This window comes from Agrobacterium sp. 22-221-1 (assembly GCF_053522445.1).
Genome location: NZ_JBNWCL010000004.1, coordinates 56,462 through 81,479 on the forward strand (window position 1 = coordinate 56,462; position 25,018 = coordinate 81,479).

Below are 25,018 nucleotides of genomic sequence, written 5' to 3' on the forward strand. Positions count from 1 at the left end.
ATCCCGCTTGAGGTCCTTACCGTGTATCCGCCGCCGGGAGGTTTACATTCTTCGGCTGCGGCCAGCCCTGCGCATCGAACCGGAACAGCATTTCGGACCGGGCAAAGATAAAGGCGAAGGCCATGGCCGTCCACATGCCGAGCAAAAGCCCGGCGGCGACATCGCTTGGATAATGTGCGCCGACGATGACACGCGAAACACCGATGACAAGGGCAAGCAGGAGAAACGCCCAGCGGAAACGCGGCATCAACATGGCGAAAGCGCCGAAAAACGCCCCGGCGGCGGTCGAATGGCCTGAGGGGAAACTTTCATAGAGATTGTCGCCGGTAAATGGGGTGAGGCTGTAGGCGCCCATTTCCAGCAGAAGCTCCGGCCGTGCCCGTCCTATCAGGAATTTCAGCGTATGGACGAGAATGCTCGCCGTTCCGATCGTCAGGAAGAAATAGGTAAGAAGCCGCCATGCCGTCCTCAGCCGACCATTATAGGTCTGCGCCTTTAAAACCCGTGCGGCGACATAGGCCAATATCGCCAGAAGGCCGGTGGAATAGAGCATCCAGCGGAAGGTTCCGAAATCGGTAATGGCGCGATTGAAGGAAACCACGCCCCCTGGCAGCGCCTGCGCGCTTTCGGAAAGCCGCGGATCAAAAGGAATGAAGACAAGGACCAGCACAAGGCTTGCCGCAAAAATCCACCCGCTGGAAACCAGAAAACGTCGCATCGATATCCTCTCATTGTTTTTCTTGCATATGGCTTTGCCTTCCGCAAAAACAATAGCCTAGGCTTTGTCCTTGTTATGGCTGGTTTTCGCGGGTAGAGGCTAAGGAATGTTGCCCGAAAATGCATGGCGGTTTCGGGAAAACGACGTGCACCAAGGGGTGCGAACCGGAAACGACCGACGGACTGAAAATGACGAATGCCAGTGAAATGCCACGCAAGCTGACAATATTGGGTTCGACCGGTTCGATCGGCACCAATACGCTGGATGTCGTCCGCCAGCTGGGTGGCCGCGACGCGTTCGAGATCACGGCTTTGACCGGCGCGGGCAACATCGCGCTTCTGGCGGAACAGGCGCGGGAATTCGGCGCGCGGCTGGCGGTTACCGCCGAGGACGACAAATACGAAGCGCTGAAATCGGCCCTTGCCGGCACCGGCATCGCGGTTGCGGCAGGCAAATCCGGCCTCGAAGAAGCCGCTTCGACGGATGCCGGCTGGGTGATGGCGGCGATTGCCGGAACCCCCGGCCTTGCACCTACTCTTACAGCCGCGCGACGTGGCGCAGACATAGCGCTCGCCAACAAGGAATGCCTGGTTTCGGCTGGCGATGTTTTTCTGCGCACGGTCAAACAGGGCGGCGGCAGGCTGATCCCGGTCGACAGCGAGCACAGCGCAATCTTCCAATGCCTGACGGGCGAACATAAGCAGGCCGTGGAACGCATCGTGCTGACCGCATCCGGCGGCCCATTCCGCACCTGGTCGCGCGAGGAGATGGCCAATGTCACGGCGGATATCGCCCGCGCCCATCCCAACTGGTCGATGGGGCTGAAGGTCTCCATCGGCAGCGCCTCCATGTTCAACAAGGGGCTGGAAATGATCGAGGCGAAATATCTCTTCGATCTCAGGCCCGATCAGGTGGAGGTGATCGTCCACCCGCAGTCAATCATCCATTCGATGGTGGGTTACACCGACGGCTCCTATATCGCCCAGCTCGGCTCTCCCGACATGCGCACCGCTATTTCTTATGCCCTCACCTATCCGCAACGCGGCAATCTGAGTGTCGAGCGGCTGGATTTCGCAAAGCTGGCGCGGCTCGATTTCGAAGCGCCGGATGAAGCCCGTTTCCCGGCGATCCGTCTGGCCCGCACCGCGCTGGAGCGCGGCGGTCTGCAGGGCGCCGCCCTGAACGCCGCCGAAGAGACCGCCTTTCACGCTTTCGTTGCGGGCAATATCGGTTTTCTCGATATGGCCGAGATCGTCGAAACAGTCATGGACCGTTTGAATGACGGCCGATCCGCCGCCACGATTGAAGATGTGTTCGCAGCGGATGAGGAGGCCCGTCGTCACGCCCGCGAATTGATCGCCACCAAAGAAAAGGCCGCGTAAACGCGGCCCGGTCTTCTCTTATCTAAACTGCGGTCTCACGCCACCGCGCGCGCCAGCGCACAATGCGACCAGAGCTGGTGCAGCGCGCCGACCAGATGCTCGATATCGGCATCGCTGTGCAGCGGCGTCGGCGTAATACGCAGGCGCTCGGTCTTGCGCGGCACGGTCGGATAGTTGATCGGCTGCACATAGACACCGTGATTGTCGAGCAGGATATCCGAAATCCATTTGCACTTGGCGGCATCGCCCACCATGACAGGCACGATGTGGCTTGGGTTATCCATGTGCGGAATACCGCGCGCATCGAGAAGGCCGCGCAGCTTGCGCACCCGGTCCTGATGACGCGCGCGCTCGAAGGGACTTGCCTTCAGATGCTGGATCGACGCAATCGCGCCGGCGGCGAGCGACGGCGGCAGGGCCGTCGTGAAGATGAAACCGGAAGCGAAGGAGCGGATGAAGTCGCAAACCGCCGTAGAGCCGGTAATATAGCCGCCCATGACGCCGAAGGCCTTGCCGAGCGTTCCCTCGATGATCGTCAGGCGATCCATCAGGCCTTCGCGCTCGGCAATGCCGCCGCCGCGCGGTCCGTACATGCCAACGGCATGAACTTCGTCGAGATAGGTCATGGCGCCATAACGGTCGGCCAGATCGCAGATTTCCTTGATCGGCGCGATATCGCCATCCATCGAATAGACGGATTCGAACGCGATCAGCTTCGGCGCATTCGGATCCGCCGCCTTGAGCTTGGCTTCGAGGTCTTCGAGATCGTTGTGCTTCCAGATCACCCGCTCGCAGCGGCCGTAACGGATGCCTTCGATCATCGATGCATGGTTGAGCGCATCCGAGAAAATGATCAAGCCCGGAATTTTCTGACCGAGCGTGCCGAGGGTGGCCCAGTTGGAGACATAACCCGAGGTGAAAATCAGCGCCGATTCCTTGCCGTGGAGATCGGCAAGTTCGCGCTCGAGCAGGACGTGATAGTGGTTGGTGCCAGAAATATTCCGGGTGCCTCCCGCACCCGCGCCACAGTGATCGATGGCGGCCTTCATGGCTTCGATGACTTTCGGGTTCTGACCCATGCCGAGGTAGTCGTTGGAGCACCAGACGGTCACATCCTTGCGCTCGCCATTGGCGTTATACCGTGTCGCACGGGGGAAATTGCCCTGCTGGCGCTCGATATCCGCAAAAACGCGATAGCGTCCCTCAGAATGCAGGCTTTGCAGTTCCGTCGTGAAAAATGCCTCGAAGTCCATGCCATGCTCCAGAATTGACCAGATCGTTTTCTCCCCCGACATGGGGACCGTCAACCCTTTTGGGCCACTTTAACCGCGTCTGCGTCAATTCGCCGTTGTTTTGAACCATTCCAATAAACCGTTTATAGAACCCAATGAAAAGTACAAAATTGATTCACATCAAAAAACCCGGAATTTTGGAACCTTTTTTGCGCCGCGCCGTTGTTTGGGACGCAATCGATTTACGCTCGGCGGAATGCCTGAAGAGGAGGCTTCCCTAAACGACATCGAATTGTTAGTTATCTGTGGCGGTCGGAGGTAGCAGTCGCCGCAGATAAATATGGGACGCCTACCGAGCCGAAGAGCTCATTGTAACGTTGGAGAGAGTTTCATGAAAAAGGCAATCATATTTGCGCTCGTCGGCCTGTCGCTTGCAAGCTGCACGCAGACTGAAAAGGGAGCTTCCATCGGCGCCGTTTCCGGTGCTGTTATTGGTGGAGCTATCACGGGCAACGTTCGTGGCGCGGCAGTGGGTGCGGCAATCGGCGGCGTCGGCGGTGCCCTCATCGGCAATGCTTCCGAGCCGGGCTATTGCTATTATCGCGACCAGTACGGTCAGCGTTACACGGCGCGTTGCCGCTAATCGCTTCGCGAAATACCGTTGCACAGAAGCCCCGGTCACCCGGGGCTTTTTGCGTTTTGGGCGGCAAAACACCAGCCGAAGGGTCCTCAAAGCCGTTTATTTATGATTAAATTGCAATGTTAACGGACAGGAAACGGGTTAGGGCGACAATAAAGGCTCAACCATAAAGCAGCTTATGCGAAGAACACGAACTAACCCGAAGACAGGTATTGCGTATCGGAAAGCTGGCACCGCGCTTGCGGTTGCTGTGACGTTCGCCCTGTATCCGGCGTTTACCCGTGACGCCTTTGCCTTCAAACTGTTCGGCATGCGCCTCTGGGGTTCGGAAGAACCGGAGGTCGAGGTTATCAACCCCGTTAAATACGCCGTCACGCTCGATGCCACGGACGCCGATAAATCCCTGAAAGACAGCCTGGAAAACAGTTCGCTTCTTCTTGCCGACAAGGACAAGCCGGCCTCCGGCGATCTTGGCCTTCTGATAAAGGCAAGAGACGACCGGGACAGGCTGATCGCGGCGCTTTATGAAAACGCCCGTTATGGCGGCATCGTCAAGGTCACCGTCGCCGGCAAGGATGTGGATAGCCTGCCGCCCAATCCGGTGTTCGATCATTCCGCTCCGGTGCCCGTGGTCATCACGGTTACGCCCGGCCCGGTCTTCAAACTTGGAAATGTCAGGCTTGAAGGCGATGTCACCGGCCGCAACCTTGAGGAATATGGCCTGACGACCGGCGGCGACGCCGGTTCTCTCGCCATCATCCGCGCCGGCAACAAGCTGATCGATGATCTGAAGGCCGAAGGCCGTCCGCTTGCGAAGCTGACAAAACGCGAGGCGGTCGCCAACCACGCGACAAACACGGTGGACATTACCATGGCGGCCGAAGGCGGTCCCGTGGCGCCCCTCGGCACGGTGACCGTCACGGGTGAAAAAACGGTAGACGGCGATTTCATTCGCCGTTATTCGCGCCTCAATGGCGGCGAGCCCTATTCGCCGGAAAAACTGCGCAAGGCCGCCGACCGGCTGCGGCAGCTCGGCGTCTTTTCCAGCCTGACCATCAAGGAAGCGGGAACGCTTTCGCGCGACGGCACCATTCCGCTTACCATCGAGGTTTCGGAAGGCAAGCACCGCTATTTCGGCGTTGGCGCGCAATATTCCACCACGGAAGGCATCGGCCTCCAGGGTTATTGGGGCCACAGAAACCTGTTCGGACAGGCCGAATCGCTGCGTATCGAAGGTTCGGTTTCGCGCATCGCCGAAGCTTCGAGCGTCGAAGGCATGGATTATTCGGCAGGTATCACTTTCACCAAGCCCGGCATGTTCAATCCGCGCACCACCTTCAAGACCAGCCTGATTGCCAAGACCGAACACCCAGATACATACGACGCCAAGACCGTGACGGGCACGGCCGGTTTCGCTTACGAGCTGAACGATACCGATACAGCCGCAGCCGGCCTCGAGGTGCAATGGGCCGATACGGAAGACGCGTTCGGCAAGAACGAATATCTCACCACCTCCATCCCGCTGGAATTCGTTCGTGATACACGCGACGACAAGCTCAACCCGACCGAAGGCTTTCGCGCCTCTGTGGCCGCCAAGCCGAGCTATGAAGCACTGAACGGCACCTTCTTTTCCTCCTTCGAAGGCTCCATTTCGGGCTACAAGGGGCTTGGCGCCGAGGACCGGCTGATCATGGCCGGAAAGCTTTCCGGCGGCGTGCTGGTCGGTGGCAGCGATCTGCAGGACATACCCACCACCAGGCGATTTTATGCCGGCGGCGGCGGATCGGTACGCGGCTACAGCTATCAGGAAATATCGCCCTATAATGCCGCCGGCGATGCGACGGGCGGCCGCTCCTATGTCGTCGGCTCCGTTGAGGCCCGCATCAAGGTCACCGATACGATCGGCATCGTCCCCTTCATCGATGCGGGTGTGGTTTCGGAAGACGTGACACCCGATTTTTCCGATATCCGGGCTGGCGCCGGTATCGGCCTGCGTTACGCGACGCCCTTCGGGCCTCTGCGTCTCGATGTCGCCATGCCGCTCGACAAATACGATGGCGGCAACAGTTTCGGCATTTATGCTGGCATCGGTCAGTCTTTTTAAACGCCGCAGTCGAACACCCTTGCAACAGAGTGTAGATTACCCTTTATGAAAACGTTGATTCGATTGCTGAAATGGCTGGGCTACGCTGCTTTGTACGGCGTGGTGCTGGTGTTGCTTGCGGTTCTGTTCGTCGGTTTTACCCCGATGGGCGCAAGAATTGCCGCAAAGCAGATTTCATCGCTCGTTTCCACGCCCGATCAGGTAATCGAGATTTCTCCCCCGAGCGGCCTTTTGACCGGCCGCCTGCGGCTCGACAATGTCACCCTTTCAGACCGGCAGGGACCCTATGCCCGCGTGAACCAGATCGCCGTCGACTGGTCGCCGCTCTCGCTGCTTGCCGGCACCTTCCATGCCGACCGGGTCTCGGCCGGATCGATCGATGTCGAGCGCAAACCGCTTGCCCCGGAGCAGACATCGACCAAGAGCTCCGGCAATTCCTCGCTGCCGATCGAAATCGCCGTCGACAAGTTCAGCTTTCCCGATATCAGCCTTGGCCAATCGCTTCTCGGCCGTCCCTTCGACCTGAACGCGGAAGGCAACCTGACGGCTGCCCAGGACGATATGCGGCTATCGCTCACCGCCCATCGGCTCAATGCGCCGGATGCGGAGGTTAATGCCGACATCGCCTTCCTTCCGAATGAGAATGTCCTGAAGCTGAAAGCGGAGATGAAGGAGCCCGAAGGCGGTCTTCTCGCCACGCTGCTTTCGCTTCCGGGAACACCTGCGGTGGCGATAGACCTCAACGGCGAAGGCCCGCTTTCCAACTGGACGGGCACGCTGCGCGGCAATGTCGCCGGCAACCCTGTCGTCAACGTTACCGGCCGCCACCTTCTTGCAGATGATGGCACCCGCCGTATCGAAATTGCAGGCGGTGGTCAGCCCGATCTGCTTCTGCCTCCGGCCTTCCGACAGCTTTTTGCTGGCGAGACAAAGCTCGACGCAAATGCAACCCTTTCGCCGCAGGGCCGCATCGAAATCGGCAGCAGCACGCTGGAGACCGGCACCCTGCTGTTGACGGCGTCAGGCACGGTCGATCCGAACGGTCAGAACGATCTCGCCGCCAATCTCATCGGCACCGCCGGCCCCGTGGATTTTCGCTGGCCACTGGAGAATGGCGAGGTTCAGGCCCTCATCAACGGCCTCGATCTTTCCCTCAAGGGTGGTGCAGACGCCGCGCATCTCAACACGACGGTATCGTTGCGCAGCCTTTCCCTGCCGCAAGGCAGGCTCGATGACGTCAAGCTGACGGCCGAGAGCGCCGATCTCAACATCGCCAACCGCAGCGGCACCATCGCGACGGTCCTGTCCGTAGCGCAATCCTCCTTCGTCAGTCCCGATATCGACCGGCTGGTGCGGGCGCCCCTCACCGTCAAGGCGCCGCTCAGCCTCACCTCTTCCGCCATCGGCTTCGACGGCGCGACGCTCGAAAGCGCCAGTGTCGGTGGGACCTTGAACGGCAGTTTCGATCTCAGCGGCAATCGCCTGACCTCCAGCGTGCAGCTCTTCACGCTGCCCGCCACCCTTCCACCGGCCCTCGCGGAAAAGTTCGACACCACCATCGCCCTCCAGGGCGATATCGACGTGACCATCGGCGGACGCACCAGCCTTGAAAACCTCGTCGTCAAGTCGGGAACCATCGAAGCAACCGGCAATGTCAGCCTCGAAAACGATGCACTGAGCGCCAGCCTGACGGGTAAATTTCCCGCTCTTGAAAAACTGACGCCACAGGCGAAGGGCGTCGCCGATTTTGCAATCGAGGCCAGCGGCGCGCTAACAGCACCGGATTTCAACATCACCCTGAGTTCCGAAAGCGCAATCCTTGCCGGACGAACACTCGAATCGCTGAAGGTCAATGCAACGGGCAAGGCCGATCCCGCCGCGCCTCAGGCAAAGCTCACCGCAAGCGGCAGCCTTGACCGGCAGAAGATCGACGCCAATGCCGATGTAGTGCAGACCGAAAACGGCACGGCCATCCCCGAGCTGCACGTGGCCGTAGGCCGGAATATCTTGAACGGGCAGCTGCAATTCTCGCAGCAATTCCTGCCATCGGGCAATCTCTCCTTCAATTTCCCCGACCTTGCCCTGCTCGCCGCCCTCGCCGCGCAGCAGGCGGATGGCGATATTGCCGGCGACATCGCCCTGAGCAACGCCAATGGCCGGATCGCCGCGACGATCAAGGCCAATGGCGGCAGCATCCGCCAGGGCACAACAACGATCTCCAAACTCGCCGCCGATATTTCCATCGATGATCTTCAGGCTCTCGCCATCAACGGCAAGGTCAGCGCCGATAGCGTCAATGCCGGCGCCGCCGCGATATCAGGCCTGAATGCCACCATCGGCCATTCCGGCACGACGACCCAGTTCGACGTCAATGGCCGTTACGACAATGCGCCGCTGGTGGTAAAAGGCAGTGCTGAGACCGGCGGATCGCCGATGACGGTGCGCGTCGACGCCTTTTCCGCCGCCCCCAAGGGCATTGCGGTTCGCCTTGAAAAACCGAGCACCATCGCCATCCAGAACGGCACGGCCCGCATCTCCGATCTGACCATCATCACGGGTGAAGGACGCGTTGAGGTCAACGGCAGCGCCGGGTCGACGCTCGATATCAATGCCGATATCCGTTCGCTGCCCGCTAGTCTCGCAAATGCCTTCGCCGCCGGGCTGGATGCGGCAGGCAGCATCTCCGGCACGGTGAGCGCCAAGGGTGCGGCATCGAACCCCGCGGTCGACTACAATCTGAACTGGACCAATGCCGAGGTCGCGCAGACACGTGCGGCGGGCCTCGCCGCGCTCGGCATCAAGGCGAACGGCCGCTTTGCCGGCGGCACCTTGCAGATCGACACTAATGTATCCGGCCAGGGCGGCATGTCGCTTTCCGGCGGCGGCTCGCTCGGCAATCGTCCGCTTTCCATGGCGTTTTCCGGCAGGCTGCCCTTCTCCGCCGTCGCGGCGCAAACCGCGGCGCAGGGCCTCGATGTGGACGGCACCGCCGCCATCGATGTGAAGATTTCCGGCAGCGCTTCCGCGCCTGTCGTGACCGGCAGCATCACCACCGATGGTACGCGCCTGACCGACGTGCGCCGAAACCTGACCATCAACGATCTGGGCGCCACCATCACCTTCGACCGTGACCGTTCCGTCATTTCGCGACTGACGGGCAAGCTGGCGGGCGGCGGAACGATCTCGGGAACCGGCAGCGTCGGCATAGCCGGTGGTTCTGGTTTCCCCGCCGATATATCGATCACGCTCAATCGCGCCGGTTATAATGACGGCACACTGGTGACGACGGTGGTAAGCGGTACGCTGACGTTGAAGGGCCCGCTGCTGAATTCCCCCGTGCTGGGCGGCAACCTGACGCTGGACAGAAGCGCCATCACCATTCCGGAAAAGCTTCCGGCCTCGCTGACGGAAATCGATGTCAAGCACAAGAACGCCCCGCCGAAGGTGCGCGCGCAGGCCAAGGCGCTCGGGGCTGATCAGGGCGGCAGCGGCAGCTCGTCCACCATCAATCTCGATTTGCAGGTGAACGCACCGAGCGGCATCTTCGTGCGCGGACGCGGCATCGATGCGGAACTCACGGGCAATCTGACGATCCGTGGCACGGCAGCCGTTCCCGTCATTTCCGGCGGCTTCGAAATGCGCCGTGGCCGGCTCGAAATCCTCACTCGCCGCCTCGATTTCACCACCGGCAATATCAGTTTCGGCGGCGGCCTCGTTCCGGTCCTCGATATGAAGGCCGACTCGACGGTCGGTTCGACGACTATCACCGTGGCCGTTTCCGGCAACGCCAACGATCCGACCTTTGCCTTCTCCTCGGCACCCGCCCTGCCGCAGGATGAAGTTATGGCGCAGCTGATCTTCGGCCAGTCCATGTCGAAACTCTCGGCTCTGCAAATCGCAAGGCTGGCCGATGCCGCCGCCCAGTTGGCCGGCGGGCGTTCCACCTCGCTGTTCGACAAGCTCAGAAGCAATCTCGGCGTCGACGACCTCGATATTTCGACCGATTCCGAAGGGCAGGCTCGCGTTTCCGCCGGTAAATATCTGAACGAAAGAACCTATCTCGAGCTGCAGCAAAGCGGCGAATCCGGCGCAAAAGCCATCATCAACCTCGATGTCGGACGGGGTGTGAAGCTACGCGGGGAGGCAGGCGGCGATGGCGAAGGCGCAGCCGGCATATTTTACGAGAAAGAATATTAGCATTTCCAGTAAAAGTGCGTGGCGGTTTTTACGTCCGGACAATGCGTAAAATCAAAGAGAGTATTTTCGCGTTTCGAAGAAAAGCGAAAACATTCCAGCGCCGCTTCGCATTTAGGTTTGCGAAACCATCTGATGATACAAATCATTCATTGAAGACGGAAATATTGTTTCCGGCTGTTCAGGCACCAGGCAGAACGCCAAATCCGCATATGCAAGTGTCGGTGCACTTGCGCCGGCCTCCACAGCGAGCATTGGGAAGAATTCTGATGGCAATGATTAACTCTACCAATTTTGGCGGTGAGACGCTCGAAATCATCGCGTTCCGCCTGCATGATCAGGAATTCTGCGTGAAGACGACGACCATCCGCGAAATTCACGGCTGGGCGCCTTCGACGCCCATTCCCCACGCGCCGAAAGACGTCATCGGCGTCATGAACCTGCGCGGCTCTGTTATTCCGATCATCGATCTGGCTCACAAGCTCGGCATGAAGAGCACTGTCGCCAATGAGAGAAGCGCGATTGTGGTAGCGGAAGTGCACAACATGGTCATCGGCATGCTCGTCGACCGCGTTTCCGACATTCTAACGATCCCGGCAAATCAGGTTCAGCCGGTTCCGGAAATCTCGGCCTCCTTCGACAAGTCCTATTCGGAAGGCATTATCGCCAACGAACACGGCATGATCTGCTTCCTGAACCTTGCGAAAATGTTCAAGGGAACCGAAGCGGAAGATCTCGCGGCCTAATCAGGCCTTTTCGGCTGGCCACGCCACACGAAGACTATCGATCAATCCAGACCGCCGGCGCACCTTGCCCGGCGGTTTTGTTTTTCCTCTTTACCTCGTCTTATTAAATAAGAACATTTTAATATTATGGATATCTAATATTAAAGGCCGTGGAACAGTATCGCGCCGGCACGAATATCAGGCTGGCCCGATACCTGACCGAGGCGGAGAGACGGAAGTGCCTGCATTGCTGCCTTCGGCGGCAAACCTGTTCGTTGTTCAACATGATACGGCGTGGACCGCATATCCTGTGCGGCTCGCCGCGCCGTGGGCCGTTTTTGGGGGACGTATAATGCTGGGGTTAGGGAAAAGCGCAGACAACAGAAATATGCTCGATGCGATATCGAGATCGCAGGCGGTCATAGAATTCGATCTCAAGGGTAATATCCTCACCGCGAATAAAAATTTCTGCACGGCGCTGGGTTATGATCTCACCGAGATCGTCGGCAAACACCATCGCATCTTCTGCGATAGCGAACTTGCCGGGTCGCGGGCCTATCAGGAATTCTGGGAGTCTCTCGCCCGTGGCGAGTTCCAGGCCAAGGAATATCGCCGTATCCGCAAGGACGGCTCGGTTATCTGGATCGAGGCCTCTTACAACCCGGTCTTCCGTTCCGGCAAACCCTATAAGGTCGTGAAGATCGCCACCGACATCACCGCCAAGAAAATCAGGGCCGTGGACGATGCGGGCAAGCTGGAGGCGCTCTCCCGTTCGCAGGCCACAATCGAATTTTTCCCGGACGGCACCATCATTACCGCCAACCCGAATTTCTGCGCCACGGTGAATTACGACCTCAAGGAAATCGAGGGCAGGCATCACCGCATGTTCTGCGACCCAGCCTATGCCGCCTCGCCCGCCTATGGCAATTTCTGGCCGCGACTGGCGGCAGGGGAATTCATCTCGGATGAATTTGTCCGATACGGAAAGAACGGCAAGGAAATATGGATCCAGGCAGCCTATAATCCGGTGCTGGACGAGGCGGGCAAGGTGGTCAAAGTGGTGAAATTCGCCACCGATGTCACACCGCGCATGAGCGCCATCAGTGTGCTTGCCGATGCCCTGCGGGCGCTCGCCGAGGGTGATCTTGTGCAGCGCCTCGACAACAGCTTCGTGCCCAGCATGGAAAAGCTGCGCGCGGATTTCAACGAAGTCGTCGCCAAGCTGCAGGCCACCATGCAGACCATCGCCCACAATGCCTCGACAATCGCCTCTGGCTCCGGCGAAATCCGCATCGCCGCCGATCAGCTTTCGCAGCGCACCGAACAGCAGGCCGCCTCACTGGAAGAGACCGCAGCCGCACTGGAGGAAATCACCACCACCGTTACCGATGCCAGCCAGCGCGCCGGCGAGGCCGGAAAGCTGGTATTGCGAACGAGAGAACATGCCGAACATTCCGGCGATATCGTCCAGCAGGCAATTTCCGCCATGGACGCGATTTCCCGGTCCTCGGGTGAAATCACCAATATCATCGGCGTCATTGACGACATCGCCTTCCAGACCAATCTTCTGGCCCTGAATGCGGGTGTCGAAGCCGCCCGGGCTGGCGACGCTGGCAAAGGCTTCGCCGTCGTGGCGCAGGAGGTCCGCGAACTCGCACAACGGTCCGCCGTTGCGGCCAAGGAAATCAAATCCCTCATCAACACCTCCCGCGAGCAGGTCGCCAACGGTGTGGATCTGGTGGGCAGAACCGGCGGCGCGCTCCGGGATATCCAGTCGCAGATGAGCGAGATCGACACCAATGTCTCGGCGATCGTCGAAGCCTCGCGCGAACAGGCGAATGGTCTCAGCGAAATCAATCAGGCCGTCAACGTCATGGATCAGGCCACTCAGAAAAACGCCGCCATGGTGGAGGAAACCACCGCCGCCAGCCACGGCCTCGCCACGGAGGCGGAAAATCTGCACGAATTGCTGCGGCAGTTCAGAATATCCCACGAGGCATCGCCCACCCGCCCGGTCGACAAAAAGCCAGCCGTCGTCACCCGGCTCCCGACACCGCAACCGCGATATGCCGCCGCGCCAAGACCTCATGGAAACGCAGCGGCCGAATGGGCGGAGTTCTAGGCCCGCTCTGAAGCCGAGGGCCGCCGGGAAACGGCGGCCTCAATGTTTATAGAATGATACGATCCGCCCGGGTGAAGATTTCAAAATCTTCACCCCGCACCAGCGCCACAAGTGTGACACCCGAACTTTCGGCCGTTTCGATGGCGAGCGCAGTGGGCGCGGAGATCGCCGCCAGAATGGGGCTGCCAAGAATGGCCGTCTTCTGGACCATTTCCACCGACAGTCGGCTGGTGACCACCACAATACCCTTATCGGGCGATAGGTCCGCATTGACGACCGCACCTGCGAGCTTGTCGAGCGCATTGTGGCGGCCGACATCTTCGCGGACAGCAAGCAGCCCTTTTTGAGGATTGTAGAAACCCGCGCCGTGAACTGCCCTCGTTTCGCGATTGAGGCTTTGCGCTTCATTCAGCGCTTTCACCGCGGCGACGATGTCATCACCGACAACGGCGATTTCCACGTCGCTCAATTCCGGTACCACACGAACCGCCTGTTCTATGGATTCGATGCCACAAAGACCGCAGCCGACGGGGCCTGCCATATGCCGCCGTCTTGCCCTCAGCGCATCCGCGTTGGCATCCTGCAAATCCACCTGAACATCGAAGCCCTGCCCGGCCTCGATCACTTCGATGGAACGGATTTCCACCCTTGTGGATATGATGCCTTCCGTAAGACTGAAACCGACCGCGAAATCGACAAGATCAGCGGGGCTGGCCATCATCACGGCATGGGTGCTGCCGCCATAGGAAAAGGCAACCGGCACCTCCTCCGGCACCGCCCTCTCGCCCTCCACTATCGCCCCTTCGCGCAAAGCGGTTCTTGCGACCCTTCGGTAACTTGCCTTTGCCGACACGCCGATCACTCCTCCATGACGAAAATCCGCTTCGTCTCTCTCACGATCTCAAAGCAGTATTTCTTCCCGGTATCACATCTAACCGAAAGCCCTGAAAATCGGAATCGGTTTCCCGGGTGCGCCCATTGAAGGGGCTCCTTGCCCTACCCATTTTCCGTACGTCCATCACTGATGCCATCCCGCCAACGCCATTCGGAATCTCAGATCGGGCCAAGTGACGGGTTTCTATGCGAAAGCAGCAATGCTTCGCCCTGATATGGGAAGGCAACAGCCCAAAACAAAAAAGCGACCGAAGCGGCCGCTTTCTGCTTTAGGTTTTTTGTGGGCAGTCATTCTTTCGAACCCGCCCGGTGCTTTCAAGCAGCGACGAGAACCTCATGCAGGTTCGTCAGTTCGTAAAGGTGCTTTTCAAGCTTGGTCAGATGTTCGTGATGATGATTGCCCTCTTCGATTTCGGCCTTGGCCGCATCGATACGCTTCTGCAGCGTGTCGGGGGACATGTCATCGGCCGAAACGGCGGATTCGGCGAGAAGCGTGCAGCCAGTCGGCAGAATATCGGCAAAACCGCCGAAGACGACATATTTATGCGTCTCGCCGGAAGCGAACTTCACCGTTACCAAGCCCGGCTTGATCGTGGTCATCGTCGGCGCATGATTGGCCAGAACGGTCATCTCACCCAGCGTAGCCGGGATGACGACTTCCGTAACCGTTTCGGAAACGAGCAGACGCTCCGGGGAAACGAGATCGAATTTGAAACTGTCAGCCATGGCTATTCACTTCTTTTCAATTACGCGGGCGTCACGGACTTGTCTTTTACAACGCAGGCGAAAGCCGCTCCGGTCTCGCCACCATTGTCGGCAGGGCGCGCGGCTGGAGCCACGCGCCCGCCAATTCATGATCAGGCAGCCTCGGCAGCCAGCTTCTTTGCCTTTTCGATGGCTTCTTCCATCGAACCGACCATGTAGAAAGCAGCTTCCGGCAGGTTGTCATACTCGCCGTTGACCAGGCCCTTGAAGCCCTTGATCGTGTCTTCGAGAGCGACCAGCTTGCCCGGCGAACCGGTGAAGACTTCAGCAACGAAGAACGGCTGCGACAGGAAGCGCTCGATCTTGCGGGCGCGAGCAACCGTCAGCTTGTCTTCTTCCGACAGTTCGTCCATGCCGAGGATGGCGATGATGTCCTGGAGAGCCTTGTAGCGCTGCAGGGTCGACTGAACCTTACGAGCCACTTCATAGTGCTCTTCGCCGACGATCATCGGGTCAAGCATACGCGAGGTGGAGTCGAGCGGGTCAACAGCCGGGTAGATACCCTTTTCAGCGATCGAACGCGACAGAACCGTCGTTGCGTCAAGATGCGCGAACGAGGTGGCAGGAGCCGGGTCGGTCAAGTCGTCGGCGGGAACGTAAATGGCCTGAACCGAGGTGATCGAACCCTTGGTCGTGGTGGTGATGCGTTCCTGCATCTGGCCCATGTCCGTTGCGAGCGTCGGCTGGTAGCCCACGGCCGAAGGAATACGGCCGAGCAGAGCCGACACTTCCGAACCAGCCTGCGTGAAGCGGAAGATGTTGTCCACGAAGAACAGAACGTCCTGGCCTTCGTCACGGAAGTTTTCAGCGATCGTCAGACCGGTCAGAGCGACGCGGGCGCGGGCGCCCGGCGGTTCGTTCATCTGGCCGTAAACGAGTGCTGCCTTGGAACCTTCGCCGCCGCCGAGCTTGTTGACGTTCGACTCGATCATTTCGTGATAGAGGTCGTTACCTTCGCGGGTACGCTCACCAACACCGGCGAATACCGAGTAACCGCCGTGCGCCTTGGCGACGTTGTTGATGAGTTCCATGATGAGAACCGTCTTGCCAACGCCGGCGCCGCCGAACAGGCCGATCTTACCGCCCTTGGCGTAAGGAGCCAGAAGGTCGACGACCTTGATGCCGGTGACGAGGATCTGTGCTTCCGTCGACTGCTCGACGTAAGACGGCGCGTCCTGGTGGATGGCGCGCTTCTTGGCCGTGGTGATCGGACCGGCTTCGTCAACCGGCTCGCCGATGACGTTCATGATGCGGCCGAGCGTTTCGGGACCGACCGGAACTTCGATCGGCGCACCCGTGTTGACGACGCCCTGACCGCGAACCAGACCTTCGGTCGAGTCCATGGCGATCGTGCGAACGACGTTTTCGCCGAGATGCTGCGCGACTTCCAGAACGAGGCGGTTGCCATTGTTCTCGGTTTCGAGCGCGTTCAGGATCGGAGGCAGTTCGCCTTCGAACGCCACGTCGACAACAGCGCCGATAACCTGGGTAACCTTGCCCGCGCCGTTCACCGCTGCGGTTTTCTTGGGGGTAGCTGCCTTAGCCATTATCCTTACCCTCTTTCCTTACCTCAGAGCGCTTCCGCGCCCGAAATGATTTCAATGAGTTCCTTGGTGATCTGAGCCTGACGCTGACGGTTGTAGGACAGCGTCAGCTTGTTGATCATCTCACCGGCATTGCGCGTTGCATTGTCCATCGCGCTCATCTTGGCGCCCATTTCACCGGCGACGTTTTCGAGCAGAGCCCGGAAAACCTGAACCGAAATGTTGCGCGGAATAAGGTCTTCCAGAATAGAAGCCGCATCCGGCTCATATTCGTAGACGGCGTTCTGCGTCGCGGCATCCTCTTCCACAACAGGCGTTGCGGCCGGAATGACCTGCAGGCCGGTCGGGATCTGGCTGATGACGGACTTGAATTCCGAATAGATCAGCGTGCAGACATCGAACTCACCCGCGTTGAAGAGCGAGATCACCTTCTTGGCGATCTGGTCGGCATTTTCGAAACCGACCTTCTTCACGTCGCGCAGTTCAATGCGTTCGATGATGTTGGCTGCAAATTCGCGGCGAAGGCTGTCGTAACCCTTCTTGCCAACCGTGATGATCTTGACCGTCTTGCCTTCCGAAATCAGCTTGCGGGCGTGATCGCGGGCAAAACGGGAAATCTGCGAGTTGAAACCGCCGCAAAGGCCACGTTCAGCCGTGCAGACGACGAGCAGGTGCACGTCGTCCTTGCCGGTGCCGGTCATCAGCGCCGGAGCAACGTCCGCCTCGACCGCCTTGGCGATGTTGGCGAGAACGGCGCTCATGCGCTGAGAATAAGGCCGGGCGGCCTCCGCAGCTTCCTGGGCGCGCCGAAGCTTCGCCGCGGCGACCATTTTCATCGCCTTGGTAATCTTCTGCGTCGCCTTTACGGAGGCAATGCGGTTTTTCAGATCCTTTAGTGAAGGCATCCGTTATCCGTCCGAGTAAAAGAGCCCTGATTACGAGAAAGACTTGGCGAAGCTATCAAGAGCGCCCTTGAGCTTGCCCTTGGTATCGTCGCTGATAGCCTTTTCCGTGCGGATGGTGTCGAGGATCGCCTTGCCTTCCGAGCGGAGGTAGGAAAGCAGACCCTGCTCGAACTTGCCGACCTGTGCGACCGGAACCTTGTCGAGGTAACCGTTGACACCGGCGAAGATCACCGCGACCTGCTCTTCCGTCTTGAGCGGAGAGAACTGCGGCTGCTTCAGAAGCTCGGTCAGGCGGGCGCCGCGGTTGAGCAGGCGCTGCGTGGAAGCATCAAGGTCCGAGCCGAACTGGGCAAAAGCGGCCATTTCGCGATACTGGGCGAGTTCACCCTTGATCGAGCCGGCAACCTGCTTCATCGCCTTGATCTGGGCGGCGGAGCCAACGCGCGAAACCGACAGACCGACGTTAACGGCCGGACGAATGCCCTGGTAGAACAGGTCGGTTTCAAGGAAGATCTGGCCGTCGGTGATCGAGATCACGTTGGTCGGAATAAAGGCCGAAACGTCGTTACCCTGGGTTTCGATGACAGGCAGAGCCGTCAGCGAACCAGCGCCCATTTCGTCGGAGAGCTTTGCAGCGCGCTCGAGAAGACGGGAGTGAAGGTAGAAAACGTCGCCCGGATAAGCTTCGCGGCCCGGCGGGCGGCGCAGCAGAAGCGACATCTGACGATAGGCAACGGCCTGCTTGGAAAGGTCGTCGTAGCCGATGAGAGCGTGCTTGCCGTTGTCACGGAAGTACTCACCCATGGCGCAACCGGCAAACGGAGCGAGGTACTGCATCGGAGCCGGGTCGGAAGCGGTGGCGGCAACGATGATCGAATACTGCAGCGCGCCGCGCTCTTCCAGAACCTTCACGAACTGGGCAACGGTCGAACGCTTCTGACCGATAGCGACGTAAACGCAATAAAGCTTGTCGCCGTCAGGGCCATTGTCGTGAATGGCCTTCTGGTTCAGGATCGTGTCGAGGATGATGGCGGTCTTGCCGGTCTGGCGGTCGCCGATGACGAGCTCGCGCTGGCCGCGGCCAACCGGGATGAGCGCATCGATGGCCTTGAGGCCGGTCGACATGGGCTCATGAACCGACTTGCGCGGAATGATGCCGGGAGCCTTGACGTCAACGCGCGAACGCTTGGCGGCATTGATCGGGCCCTTGCCGTCGATCGGGTTGCCGAGCGCGTCAACGACGCGGCCAAGCAGTTCCGGACCGACTGGAACGTCAACGATAGCGCCAGTCCGCTTTACGGTGTCGCCTTCCTTGATGTCACGGTCCGAACCGAAGATAACCACACCGACGTTGTCGGCTTCGAGGTTGAGCGCCATGCCGCGAATGCCGCCGGGAAACTCGACCATTTCGCCGGCCTGAACATTGTCGAGGCCATAGACGCGGGCGATACCGTCACCGACGGAAAGCACCTGACCGACTTCCGAGACTTCCGCCTCGTTGCCGAAATTTTTGATTTGATCTTTCAGAATTGCGGAAATTTCCGCGGCGCGGATATCCATCAGCCAACCTCTTTCAGTGCAAGCTTAAGGGTGGAAAGTTTGGTGCGAAGAGACGTATCGATCTGGCGAGAGCCGACCTTGACGATCAGGCCACCGAGGATCGACGGATCGACGGTAACGGAAACCGCCACATCCTTGCCGGTAACGCTCTTCAGCGCCGCCTTCAGTTCAGTTTCCTGCGCCTCGTCGAGCGCATGTGCCGAGGTGACCTCGGCGGTGATTTCGCCGCGGTGGGCGGCGGCAATGGTGCGGTAGGCGCGGATCATGCCGGGAACGGCAAAGAGACGGCGATTATTCGCAACGACCTTGAGGAAATTGAGAGCGAGACCGGCAATGCCGGCCTTTTCGCAAATCGCGGTGATTGCCTTGAACTGATCCTCGGCGGAAAACACCGGGCTCGCAACCAGACGCTTCAAATCGTCGCTTTCGTCGAGAAGTGCGCCGAACTTATCCAGATCGGCCTGAACCGCTTCGACCGCACCCGCTTCCAAAGCAAGCTCGAAAAGCGACGACGCATACCTTTCCGCTACACCGGATGTTCCATGGGAGGTGTCTGCCACGGGCACTTTTTCCCTGCTAATCGTCCAAGACCATCAGCGATGGGGCTCCACCGCATCAAATTCTTGAAATCGTTTCAATTTCCCCGAAAAAGACCGGAATTCCCCCCTGCCTTTTCCCAATTTCGCGGTCCGTCTAGCATAGGACGCCGGGACTCGCAACACGCGTAATAGCGGAAAGCGCCGTTTGGGCAAGGGGGAATGCGTTTAAATTTTCCGATTTCGCCCAGGATGCGGCATCTGTGCGTCACAAAAGGCAAAAAGCCCGCTTCAGACCAGCCCGAACACGTAGCTCAACGACAGTGCAGCGAGCAGAAAGTGTACAACCAGAAGTAAGAAATTCCGCATGGTTGCGCCACCATCGGAGAGTATGGAGAGAATGCCGCCAAAGACACTGAGGCCGAAAGCCGCACCAAAGGCGAGATAGACCATGGGCTGTGCGAGAAGCAGGGCGGCGGCGCCGAGACCGAGATAAAACCCGGCAAGGGACGAACGCACGAGCGCATAACCATCCCTGCGCTCACCCGCCGGCTGCAGACCGAAGGCACGCAGCGTAATACCCGGCGCAAACATGAAAAAAAGGCCCATCATGGCCGAAACCACCGCCGCTCCGAAGGCCAGCTGCTCGCCGAACTCGGCGGGAAAATAAAACTCCATCTCGTTCCCCAAATCATTTTGACTGCCTGCTGCGTTATGACACGGTCATGACAGCGGGAAAACGCCCCGGCGGCAAAGTTCAAAGGAAACTTTGCGGGTCGATATCGAGCTGCACATGCACGCTGCCGCGCTCTTTCGGGCCATTGGCCAGAAGCGTGCGGAGAAAAGACTGCATGTCGGAATTGCGCCGCCCGTGCACCAGGAGGCGGAAACGGTGGCGGCCACGGATGAGCGCGAGCGGCGCTTCCGCCGGGCCGAGCAGCATGATGCCGGCAACCTGCGGGGCTGCGGCCCTTAAACCCCGGGCATGGGTTTCCGCTTCCCCGCGCGTATCGGCGGAAACGATGATCGAGGCAAGTCGTCCGAAGGGCGGCAGAACGGCTTTTTCCCGTTCCACGATTTCCCTTTCGTAGAAGGCCGATGCATCGCCCGAAACGATGGCCTGCATGACGGGATGCTGCGGCTGATAGGTCTGCAACAGGCCATGGCTCTTCAACCCCGTGCGCCCGGCACGTCCCGTCACCTGCGACAGCAGCTGAAACGTTCGCTCCGCCGCGCGCGGATCGCCATTGGCAAGGCCCAGATCGGCATCGACGATGCCCACAAGTGTCATCAGCGGAAAATTATGTCCCTTGGCGACGAGCTGCGTGCCGATAACGATATCGGCCTCGCCCTTGACGATCGCCTCCAGTTCCAGCCGCAGGCGCTTGACGCCCATGAGATCGGAGGAGAGCACGATGGTGCGGGCCTCGGGGAAATGTTTCTCCACCTCCTCGGCGATGCGCTCCACACCCGGCCCGCAGGCCACCAGATGATCGAAGGTTCCGCATTCCGGGCAATGATCGGGCGTCGGCTCGCTGTGGCCGCACTGGTGGCACTGCAATTGATTGCGGAACCGGTGCTCCACCAGCCAGCTGGAACATTGCGGGCATTGGAAACGGTGGCCGCAGACCCGGCAGAGCGTCAGCGGCGCATAACCGCGACGATTGAGGAAAAGAAGCGCCTGCTCGCCCTTCTCGATGGTCTTGCCGATGCCGCGCAGCAGGACGGGCGACAGAAACCCTCCCCGTTCCGGCGGATGACGGCGCATATCGACAAGGTGCAGATCGGGCATCGCTGCATCGCCAAACCGCGTGTGCAGGTGAATGGTGTTATAACGCCCCGAACTACCGTTGACCTGACTTTCCACCGATGGCGTGGCCGACACCAGCACAACAGGGAATTCCGCGATCCGCGCTCTCACCACCGCCATGTCGCGGGCATTATAATAGACGCGGTCTTCCTGCTTGTAGGCCGGGTCGTGCTCCTCATCGACGATGATCAGACCGAGATTGTCGAAGGGCAGGAAAAGTGCCGAGCGCGCGCCGGCCACCACCTTCACTTCGCCCGTCACCGCCTGCCGCCAGACTTTTTCCCGCATGCGCGGTGACAGGTCCGAATGCCATTCCGCCGGTTTTGCACCGAAACGGTCCTGAAAACGTTCAAGAAAGGCCGCTGTCAGCGCAATTTCGGGCAACAGGATGAGAACCTGCCTGCCCTGACGGAGTGTCTCGGCCACCGCCTCGAAATAGACCTCGGTTTTGCCAGAACCCGTGACGCCGTCGATCAGCGAAACATGAAACCCGCCCTTGCGCACATCCTCGAGTATCTCCGAAGCGGCCTGTTTCTGCGGGCCTTCCAGACGCGGCTCGACATAATCAGGATCGGGCTCGGCCACGACAGGCGGCGCCGGCAGAAACACCGTCTCGAACACGCCCTGCTTGACGAGACCGTCGATCACGCTGGTCGAAACGCCGGCGGCATGGGCAAGCCCGCTCTTCGTCCAGCCATGCCCTTCAGCCGCCAGTTCCATCACCCGCTCGCGGGCGGGGGTAAGGCGCTCCGGTCGGCCTTCGGTCAGCCGCAGCCCCTCGATCATCGGCTCGGGATCGAAGGCCGCGGGCGCTCTGAGGGCCATGCGGGCCACGAGGCCGGGCGGAGAAAGCGTATAGGCGGCGACCCAGTCGACGAAGCGGCGCATTTCCGCCTTCAGCGGCGGGCACTCGAAACTTTTGGTGATGGGCCGCAGCTTCTTCGGATCGACGCTCTTTTCTCCGGCATCGTCCCACACCACGCCGAAGACCTGCCGGGGGCCGAGCGGCACCTGCACAACCGAACCGGTCTCCACCACCATATCTTCGGGCACCGAATAGCTGTAGGGCCCCGGCGCCGGCATGGGCACGAGAACGGGCACCGTGCGCGTGGGCGACGGCGGGTCGAACAGAGCCCCAAACAGATCGGACGAATCTTTTGCCATGATGTGGCGACCATGCCCCGGCGACAGGAAAAAGGAAACCGCCCGGATGTAGTGGGCCCGCCTTGCAAAGTCCACCTCTTAACCAAATGCTGACCATAAGCGCATAGTTTCGAAGCACGGAATGGAGCGCCCCATGACTGAAATCCTGACATTTGCCCAAGCCGATCTTCTTGCCGAGCGCCAGTCCTGGCTCGCCGCCCTCGCCGGCGAACGCCGGCTTTCGGACAATACCGTCGAGGCTTATGAGCGCGATACCAGGCAATTTCTGACATTCCTGACTGGTTACATCGGCAAACCGGCCTCCATCGCCGATATTGCCGATCTGCGCCCGGTGGATCTTCGCGCCTTTCTGGCAAACCGGCGCAAGGAAGGCGCCGGCGCACGTTCGCTGGGCAGGCATCTGGCAGGCCTGCGCTCCCTGCTTCATCACCTGCAGAAAAAAGGCCTGGTGAATGCCGCAGGCGCCACCGCCATGCGCGCGCCAAAACAGCCGAAATCGCTACCGAAACCGCTGACCGACCGGCAGGCGCTGAAAATCACCACGAGTGAAGCGCAACTGAACGACGAACCATGGATCGCCGCCCGCAATGCCGCGGTTCTTTCACTGCTTTATGGCTGTGGCCTTCGCATTTCCGAGGCGCTCGGTCTGACCCCGGCCGATTTCCCGCCCGGCGCCCGCAGCCTGCGCATTACCGGCAAAGGCAACAAGACGCGGATTGTGCCCCTGCTGGCGGTGGTGACGGAAGCTGTCGATACCTACAGGAAGCTTTGCCCCTATGCCCTGTCGGCGGATGAGCCCATGTTCCTCGGCGCACGCGGCGGCAAGCTGCAGCCCGCCATCATCCAGAGGGAAATGCAGAAACTGCGCGGCGCTTTCGGCCTGCCGGAAAACGCCACACCGCATGCGCTGCGCCACTCCTTCGCCACGCACCTTCTCGCCGGCGGCGGCGACCTGCGCACCATTCAGGAACTGCTCGGCCATGCGAGCCTCTCCACCACACAGATCTATACCGGCGTCGACACTGCGAGACTGCTGGAAATCTACGACAACGCCCATCCTCGCGCATGAAGCAGGAAATGGTTAACCATAATCATTAACCAGACATCCAAGCCGCCGTTCTATAAGCGAACGACAACCGGATTGGACCGATGCACAGCCTGATAAAACCGCAAAACCTCACCGCCACCCTGATGGGCAAGACCGGCGACGCCCTGCTGTGGCTGCTTGCCGCCCTGCATGTCACCGCCGTCGCAATCCTGCTCATGACCTTGCTTTCGCTGGGGCAAGCGGAAGCCGCGCAGCAGCAGATCACCTGCACAGGCAGCGACATTCTCGTGGAAATGCGCAAGACCGATCCGCAGACCTTCGCAAAGATCGAGCAGGAAGCGGCCGCGATCCCCAACGGCAAGGGCAATTTCTGGCGCATCGAAAAGGCGGGAACGCCCACCTCCTATCTTCTCGGCACCATGCATGTCACCGATCCGCGTGTTCTGGAAATGCCTGCCGCCGCCAGCCCCGCCTTCGAAAAAGCCGCGACGGTGATCGTGGAATCGGACGAAATCGTCGATGACAAGAAGGTCGCGGCCTCGCTGCTGAGCAAGCCCGAACTCACCATGTTTCTGGATGGCAAATCGATCACCGACATCCTGTCGCCGGAAAATGTCGCCCGTCTGGAAAAGGGTCTCAAGGAGCGCGGCATCCCGCTGAACGCCGTATCGCGCATGAAGCCGTGGATGCTTTCGAGCTTCGTCGCCCTTCCCGCCTGTGAATTCGCCCGCAAGGCCACCGGTCTCTCCTTTCTGGACAAGAAGCTGGCCGAAGATGCCATTGCTGACGGAAAACACCTTGTCGGGCTGGAGACCATGGTGGAACAGCTGACGGCCATGTCCGAGCTGCCGATGGAATTTCATCTTCAGGCGCTGATCGAAACGCTCGAACTGGGCGACCGCATGGATGACATCATGACAACCATGACCGATCTTTACGTCGCCGGCGATATCGGCATGACCATGCCCATGCTGAAAAGCCTGGACCCCAAGAAGGCTGCGGCTGAAAGCGAACAGGGCTACGCCGCCTTCGAGCAGCGCATCATCACCGATCGCAACCACGTCATGGCGGAACGGGCGGCCCCCGAGCTTGCCAGGGGCAATGTTTTCATGGCCGTGGGCGCACTGCATTTGCCGGGCGAGGAAGGCCTTGTCGAATTGCTGCGCGCGGAAGGCTTCACCCTCACGCGGGTCGATTGACCGGCTCATTCCCGATGCTGACGGGCCGGACATTGGCGCAGAACGGCCGCATCGTCGCCGGCACGATGCGGCGGTGAAACGGTCCGACGACAAGAAGATAAAGCCGCCCGAACAGGTTCTTGCGCCTGACGATGGTGGTGACACACACCAGCTGGCGGTTTTCCTTCTCTTCGAGATCGACGACGATCCGGAAATCGAGATGGCGGTCGTCGAAGCCGAGCACAGTCCGCTGTGGCGTGGAGGACAGGACGGGAAAACCGCCTGCCGACGTCCCAGCCGCCATTTCGACCGTTCTTAAACCGAAAAGCGCCACCACGCGGTTTCGAAGCGCCATAAGGCTGCGGATCCACGCCGGAGGATGATCGAGAAGGAGCCTGCTCACATCGAGTGAGGACGGCTCCGGCGTCACCATCTCTCCCTGATAGCGATCCTGCCAGTCTGCGCCCGGCAATATGTCTTCGATATCCTGCATTCCC

General features: G+C 59.9%; 19 protein-coding genes. 8 read left to right on the top strand and 11 right to left on the bottom strand.

From position 1 onward, the window contains the following. Positions 1–16: 16 nt before the first annotated feature. A complete protein-coding gene (locus ACQZ5N_RS07705) occupies positions 17–718 on the bottom strand; it encodes a phosphatase PAP2 family protein (RefSeq protein ID WP_003521263.1) in 702 nt (233 codons plus the stop codon). Between the two features lie 188 nt (positions 719–906). Between ACQZ5N_RS07705 and dxr the strand changes: the two genes are divergently transcribed. After that, positions 907–2,100: a 1-deoxy-D-xylulose-5-phosphate reductoisomerase gene (dxr, locus tag ACQZ5N_RS07710; RefSeq protein ID WP_448732588.1), complete on the top strand. Its 1,194-nt coding sequence runs from the start codon at positions 907–909 to the stop codon at positions 2,098–2,100. Between the two features lie 35 nt (positions 2,101–2,135). Here dxr and hemA read toward each other — a convergent pair whose 3' ends face one another. Next, on the bottom strand, positions 2,136–3,353 hold the full coding sequence (hemA, locus tag ACQZ5N_RS07715; protein WP_003521261.1) for a 5-aminolevulinate synthase: 1,218 nt from the start codon (positions 3,351–3,353) through the stop codon (positions 2,136–2,138). Positions 3,354–3,723: 370 nt separating this feature from the next. Between hemA and ACQZ5N_RS07720 the strand changes: the two genes are divergently transcribed. The 5 genes from ACQZ5N_RS07720 to ACQZ5N_RS07740 all read left to right on the top strand — a co-directional run bounded on the left by ACQZ5N_RS07720 (position 3,724) and on the right by ACQZ5N_RS07740 (position 13,117). Then, positions 3,724–3,975 (top strand): YMGG-like glycine zipper-containing protein, encoded by a 252-nt coding sequence (locus ACQZ5N_RS07720; RefSeq protein ID WP_003504940.1) that lies wholly within the window; start codon positions 3,724–3,726, stop codon positions 3,973–3,975. A gap of 175 nt (positions 3,976–4,150) precedes the next feature. Further along, a complete protein-coding gene (locus ACQZ5N_RS07725) occupies positions 4,151–6,076 on the top strand; it encodes an autotransporter assembly complex protein TamA (RefSeq protein ID WP_448732589.1) in 1,926 nt (641 codons plus the stop codon). Between the two features lie 45 nt (positions 6,077–6,121). Then, positions 6,122–10,273 (top strand): translocation/assembly module TamB domain-containing protein, encoded by a 4,152-nt coding sequence (locus tag ACQZ5N_RS07730; RefSeq protein WP_448732590.1) that lies wholly within the window; start codon positions 6,122–6,124, stop codon positions 10,271–10,273. 266 nt (positions 10,274–10,539) lie between these two features. Further along, positions 10,540–11,016: a chemotaxis protein CheW gene (locus ACQZ5N_RS07735; protein WP_448732591.1), complete on the top strand. Its 477-nt coding sequence runs from the start codon at positions 10,540–10,542 to the stop codon at positions 11,014–11,016. A 367-nt stretch (positions 11,017–11,383) separates the two neighbouring features. Further along, positions 11,384–13,117, top strand: coding sequence for a methyl-accepting chemotaxis protein (locus tag ACQZ5N_RS07740; protein ID WP_448732592.1), 1,734 nt, complete (start codon positions 11,384–11,386; stop codon positions 13,115–13,117). Positions 13,118–13,163: 46 nt separating this feature from the next. Here ACQZ5N_RS07740 and fdhD read toward each other — a convergent pair whose 3' ends face one another. The 8 genes from fdhD to ACQZ5N_RS07780 all read right to left on the bottom strand — a co-directional run bounded on the left by fdhD (position 13,164) and on the right by ACQZ5N_RS07780 (position 22,295). After that, positions 13,164–13,979, bottom strand: coding sequence for a formate dehydrogenase accessory sulfurtransferase FdhD (fdhD, locus tag ACQZ5N_RS07745; RefSeq protein WP_448732593.1), 816 nt, complete (start codon positions 13,977–13,979; stop codon positions 13,164–13,166). 347 nt (positions 13,980–14,326) lie between these two features. Beyond that, a complete protein-coding gene (locus ACQZ5N_RS07750; protein ID WP_003492358.1) occupies positions 14,327–14,737 on the bottom strand; it encodes a F0F1 ATP synthase subunit epsilon in 411 nt (136 codons plus the stop codon). Positions 14,738–14,868: 131 nt separating this feature from the next. After that, positions 14,869–16,323 (bottom strand): F0F1 ATP synthase subunit beta, encoded by a 1,455-nt coding sequence (atpD, locus tag ACQZ5N_RS07755; protein ID WP_003523533.1) that lies wholly within the window; start codon positions 16,321–16,323, stop codon positions 14,869–14,871. A 23-nt stretch (positions 16,324–16,346) separates the two neighbouring features. Beyond that, entirely contained in the window at positions 16,347–17,225 is an 879-nt protein-coding gene (locus ACQZ5N_RS07760) for a F0F1 ATP synthase subunit gamma (protein ID WP_448732594.1), read from the bottom strand. Between the two features lie 30 nt (positions 17,226–17,255). Further along, positions 17,256–18,785 carry a F0F1 ATP synthase subunit alpha gene (gene atpA, locus ACQZ5N_RS07765; protein WP_004443771.1) on the bottom strand — a complete coding sequence of 510 codons (1,530 nt, stop codon included), beginning with the start codon at positions 18,783–18,785 and terminating at the stop codon, positions 17,256–17,258. Further along, on the bottom strand, positions 18,785–19,351 hold the full coding sequence (locus tag ACQZ5N_RS07770; protein WP_170988551.1) for a F0F1 ATP synthase subunit delta: 567 nt from the start codon (positions 19,349–19,351) through the stop codon (positions 18,785–18,787). Before ACQZ5N_RS07770 ends, atpA begins: the two co-directional genes overlap by 1 nt. A 261-nt stretch (positions 19,352–19,612) precedes the next feature. After that, positions 19,613–19,999, bottom strand: coding sequence for an AGROH133_08824 family phage infection protein (locus tag ACQZ5N_RS07775; protein WP_448732595.1), 387 nt, complete (start codon positions 19,997–19,999; stop codon positions 19,613–19,615). 79 nt (positions 20,000–20,078) lie between these two features. Beyond that, on the bottom strand, positions 20,079–22,295 hold the full coding sequence (locus ACQZ5N_RS07780; protein ID WP_448732596.1) for a primosomal protein N': 2,217 nt from the start codon (positions 22,293–22,295) through the stop codon (positions 20,079–20,081). Between the two features lie 133 nt (positions 22,296–22,428). On the opposite strand from ACQZ5N_RS07780, the gene ACQZ5N_RS07785 reads away from it, so the two are divergent. Together ACQZ5N_RS07785 and ACQZ5N_RS07790 are read left to right on the top strand one after the other, a co-directional pair. Then, complete coding sequence (locus ACQZ5N_RS07785) at positions 22,429–23,364, top strand: tyrosine recombinase XerC (RefSeq protein ID WP_448732597.1); 936 nt, start codon at positions 22,429–22,431, stop codon at positions 23,362–23,364. An 80-nt stretch (positions 23,365–23,444) separates the two neighbouring features. After that, complete coding sequence (locus ACQZ5N_RS07790) at positions 23,445–24,542, top strand: TraB/GumN family protein (RefSeq protein WP_448732598.1); 1,098 nt, start codon at positions 23,445–23,447, stop codon at positions 24,540–24,542. On the opposite strand, the gene ACQZ5N_RS07795 is transcribed toward ACQZ5N_RS07790, so the two are convergent. After that, positions 24,526–25,014, bottom strand: coding sequence for a DUF2867 domain-containing protein (locus ACQZ5N_RS07795; RefSeq protein ID WP_448732599.1), 489 nt, complete (start codon positions 25,012–25,014; stop codon positions 24,526–24,528). The two genes, ACQZ5N_RS07790 and ACQZ5N_RS07795, sit on opposite strands and share 17 nt — an antisense overlap. Positions 25,015–25,018 lie beyond the last annotated feature (4 nt).

Bases quoted from the DNA above. Each gene is read 5' to 3' on its own strand.
- ACQZ5N_RS07735 (WP_448732591.1), top strand. From the start codon at position 10,540: ATGGCAATGATTAACTCTACCAATTTTGGCGGTGAGACGCTCGAAATC.
- dxr (WP_448732588.1), top strand. From the start codon at position 907: ATGACGAATGCCAGTGAAATGCCACGCAAGCTGACAATATTGGGTTCG.
- ACQZ5N_RS07725 (WP_448732589.1), top strand. From the start codon at position 4,151: ATGCGAAGAACACGAACTAACCCGAAGACAGGTATTGCGTATCGGAAA.
- ACQZ5N_RS07705 (WP_003521263.1), bottom strand. From the start codon at position 718: ATGCGACGTTTTCTGGTTTCCAGCGGGTGGATTTTTGCGGCAAGCCTT.
- ACQZ5N_RS07740 (WP_448732592.1), top strand. From the start codon at position 11,384: ATGCTCGATGCGATATCGAGATCGCAGGCGGTCATAGAATTCGATCTC.
- ACQZ5N_RS07795 (WP_448732599.1), bottom strand. From the start codon at position 25,014: ATGCAGGATATCGAAGACATATTGCCGGGCGCAGACTGGCAGGATCGC.
- ACQZ5N_RS07730 (WP_448732590.1), top strand. From the start codon at position 6,122: ATGAAAACGTTGATTCGATTGCTGAAATGGCTGGGCTACGCTGCTTTG.
- ACQZ5N_RS07790 (WP_448732598.1), top strand. From the start codon at position 23,445: ATGCACAGCCTGATAAAACCGCAAAACCTCACCGCCACCCTGATGGGC.
- ACQZ5N_RS07780 (WP_448732596.1), bottom strand. From the start codon at position 22,295: ATGGCAAAAGATTCGTCCGATCTGTTTGGGGCTCTGTTCGACCCGCCG.
- ACQZ5N_RS07775 (WP_448732595.1), bottom strand. From the start codon at position 19,999: ATGGAGTTTTATTTTCCCGCCGAGTTCGGCGAGCAGCTGGCCTTCGGA.
- ACQZ5N_RS07760 (WP_448732594.1), bottom strand. From the start codon at position 17,225: ATGCCTTCACTAAAGGATCTGAAAAACCGCATTGCCTCCGTAAAGGCG.
- hemA (WP_003521261.1), bottom strand. From the start codon at position 3,353: ATGGACTTCGAGGCATTTTTCACGACGGAACTGCAAAGCCTGCATTCT.
- ACQZ5N_RS07785 (WP_448732597.1), top strand. From the start codon at position 22,429: ATGACTGAAATCCTGACATTTGCCCAAGCCGATCTTCTTGCCGAGCGC.
- atpA (WP_004443771.1), bottom strand. From the start codon at position 18,785: ATGGATATCCGCGCCGCGGAAATTTCCGCAATTCTGAAAGATCAAATC.
- ACQZ5N_RS07720 (WP_003504940.1), top strand. From the start codon at position 3,724: ATGAAAAAGGCAATCATATTTGCGCTCGTCGGCCTGTCGCTTGCAAGC.
- ACQZ5N_RS07750 (WP_003492358.1), bottom strand. From the start codon at position 14,737: ATGGCTGACAGTTTCAAATTCGATCTCGTTTCCCCGGAGCGTCTGCTC.
- atpD (WP_003523533.1), bottom strand. From the start codon at position 16,323: ATGGCTAAGGCAGCTACCCCCAAGAAAACCGCAGCGGTGAACGGCGCG.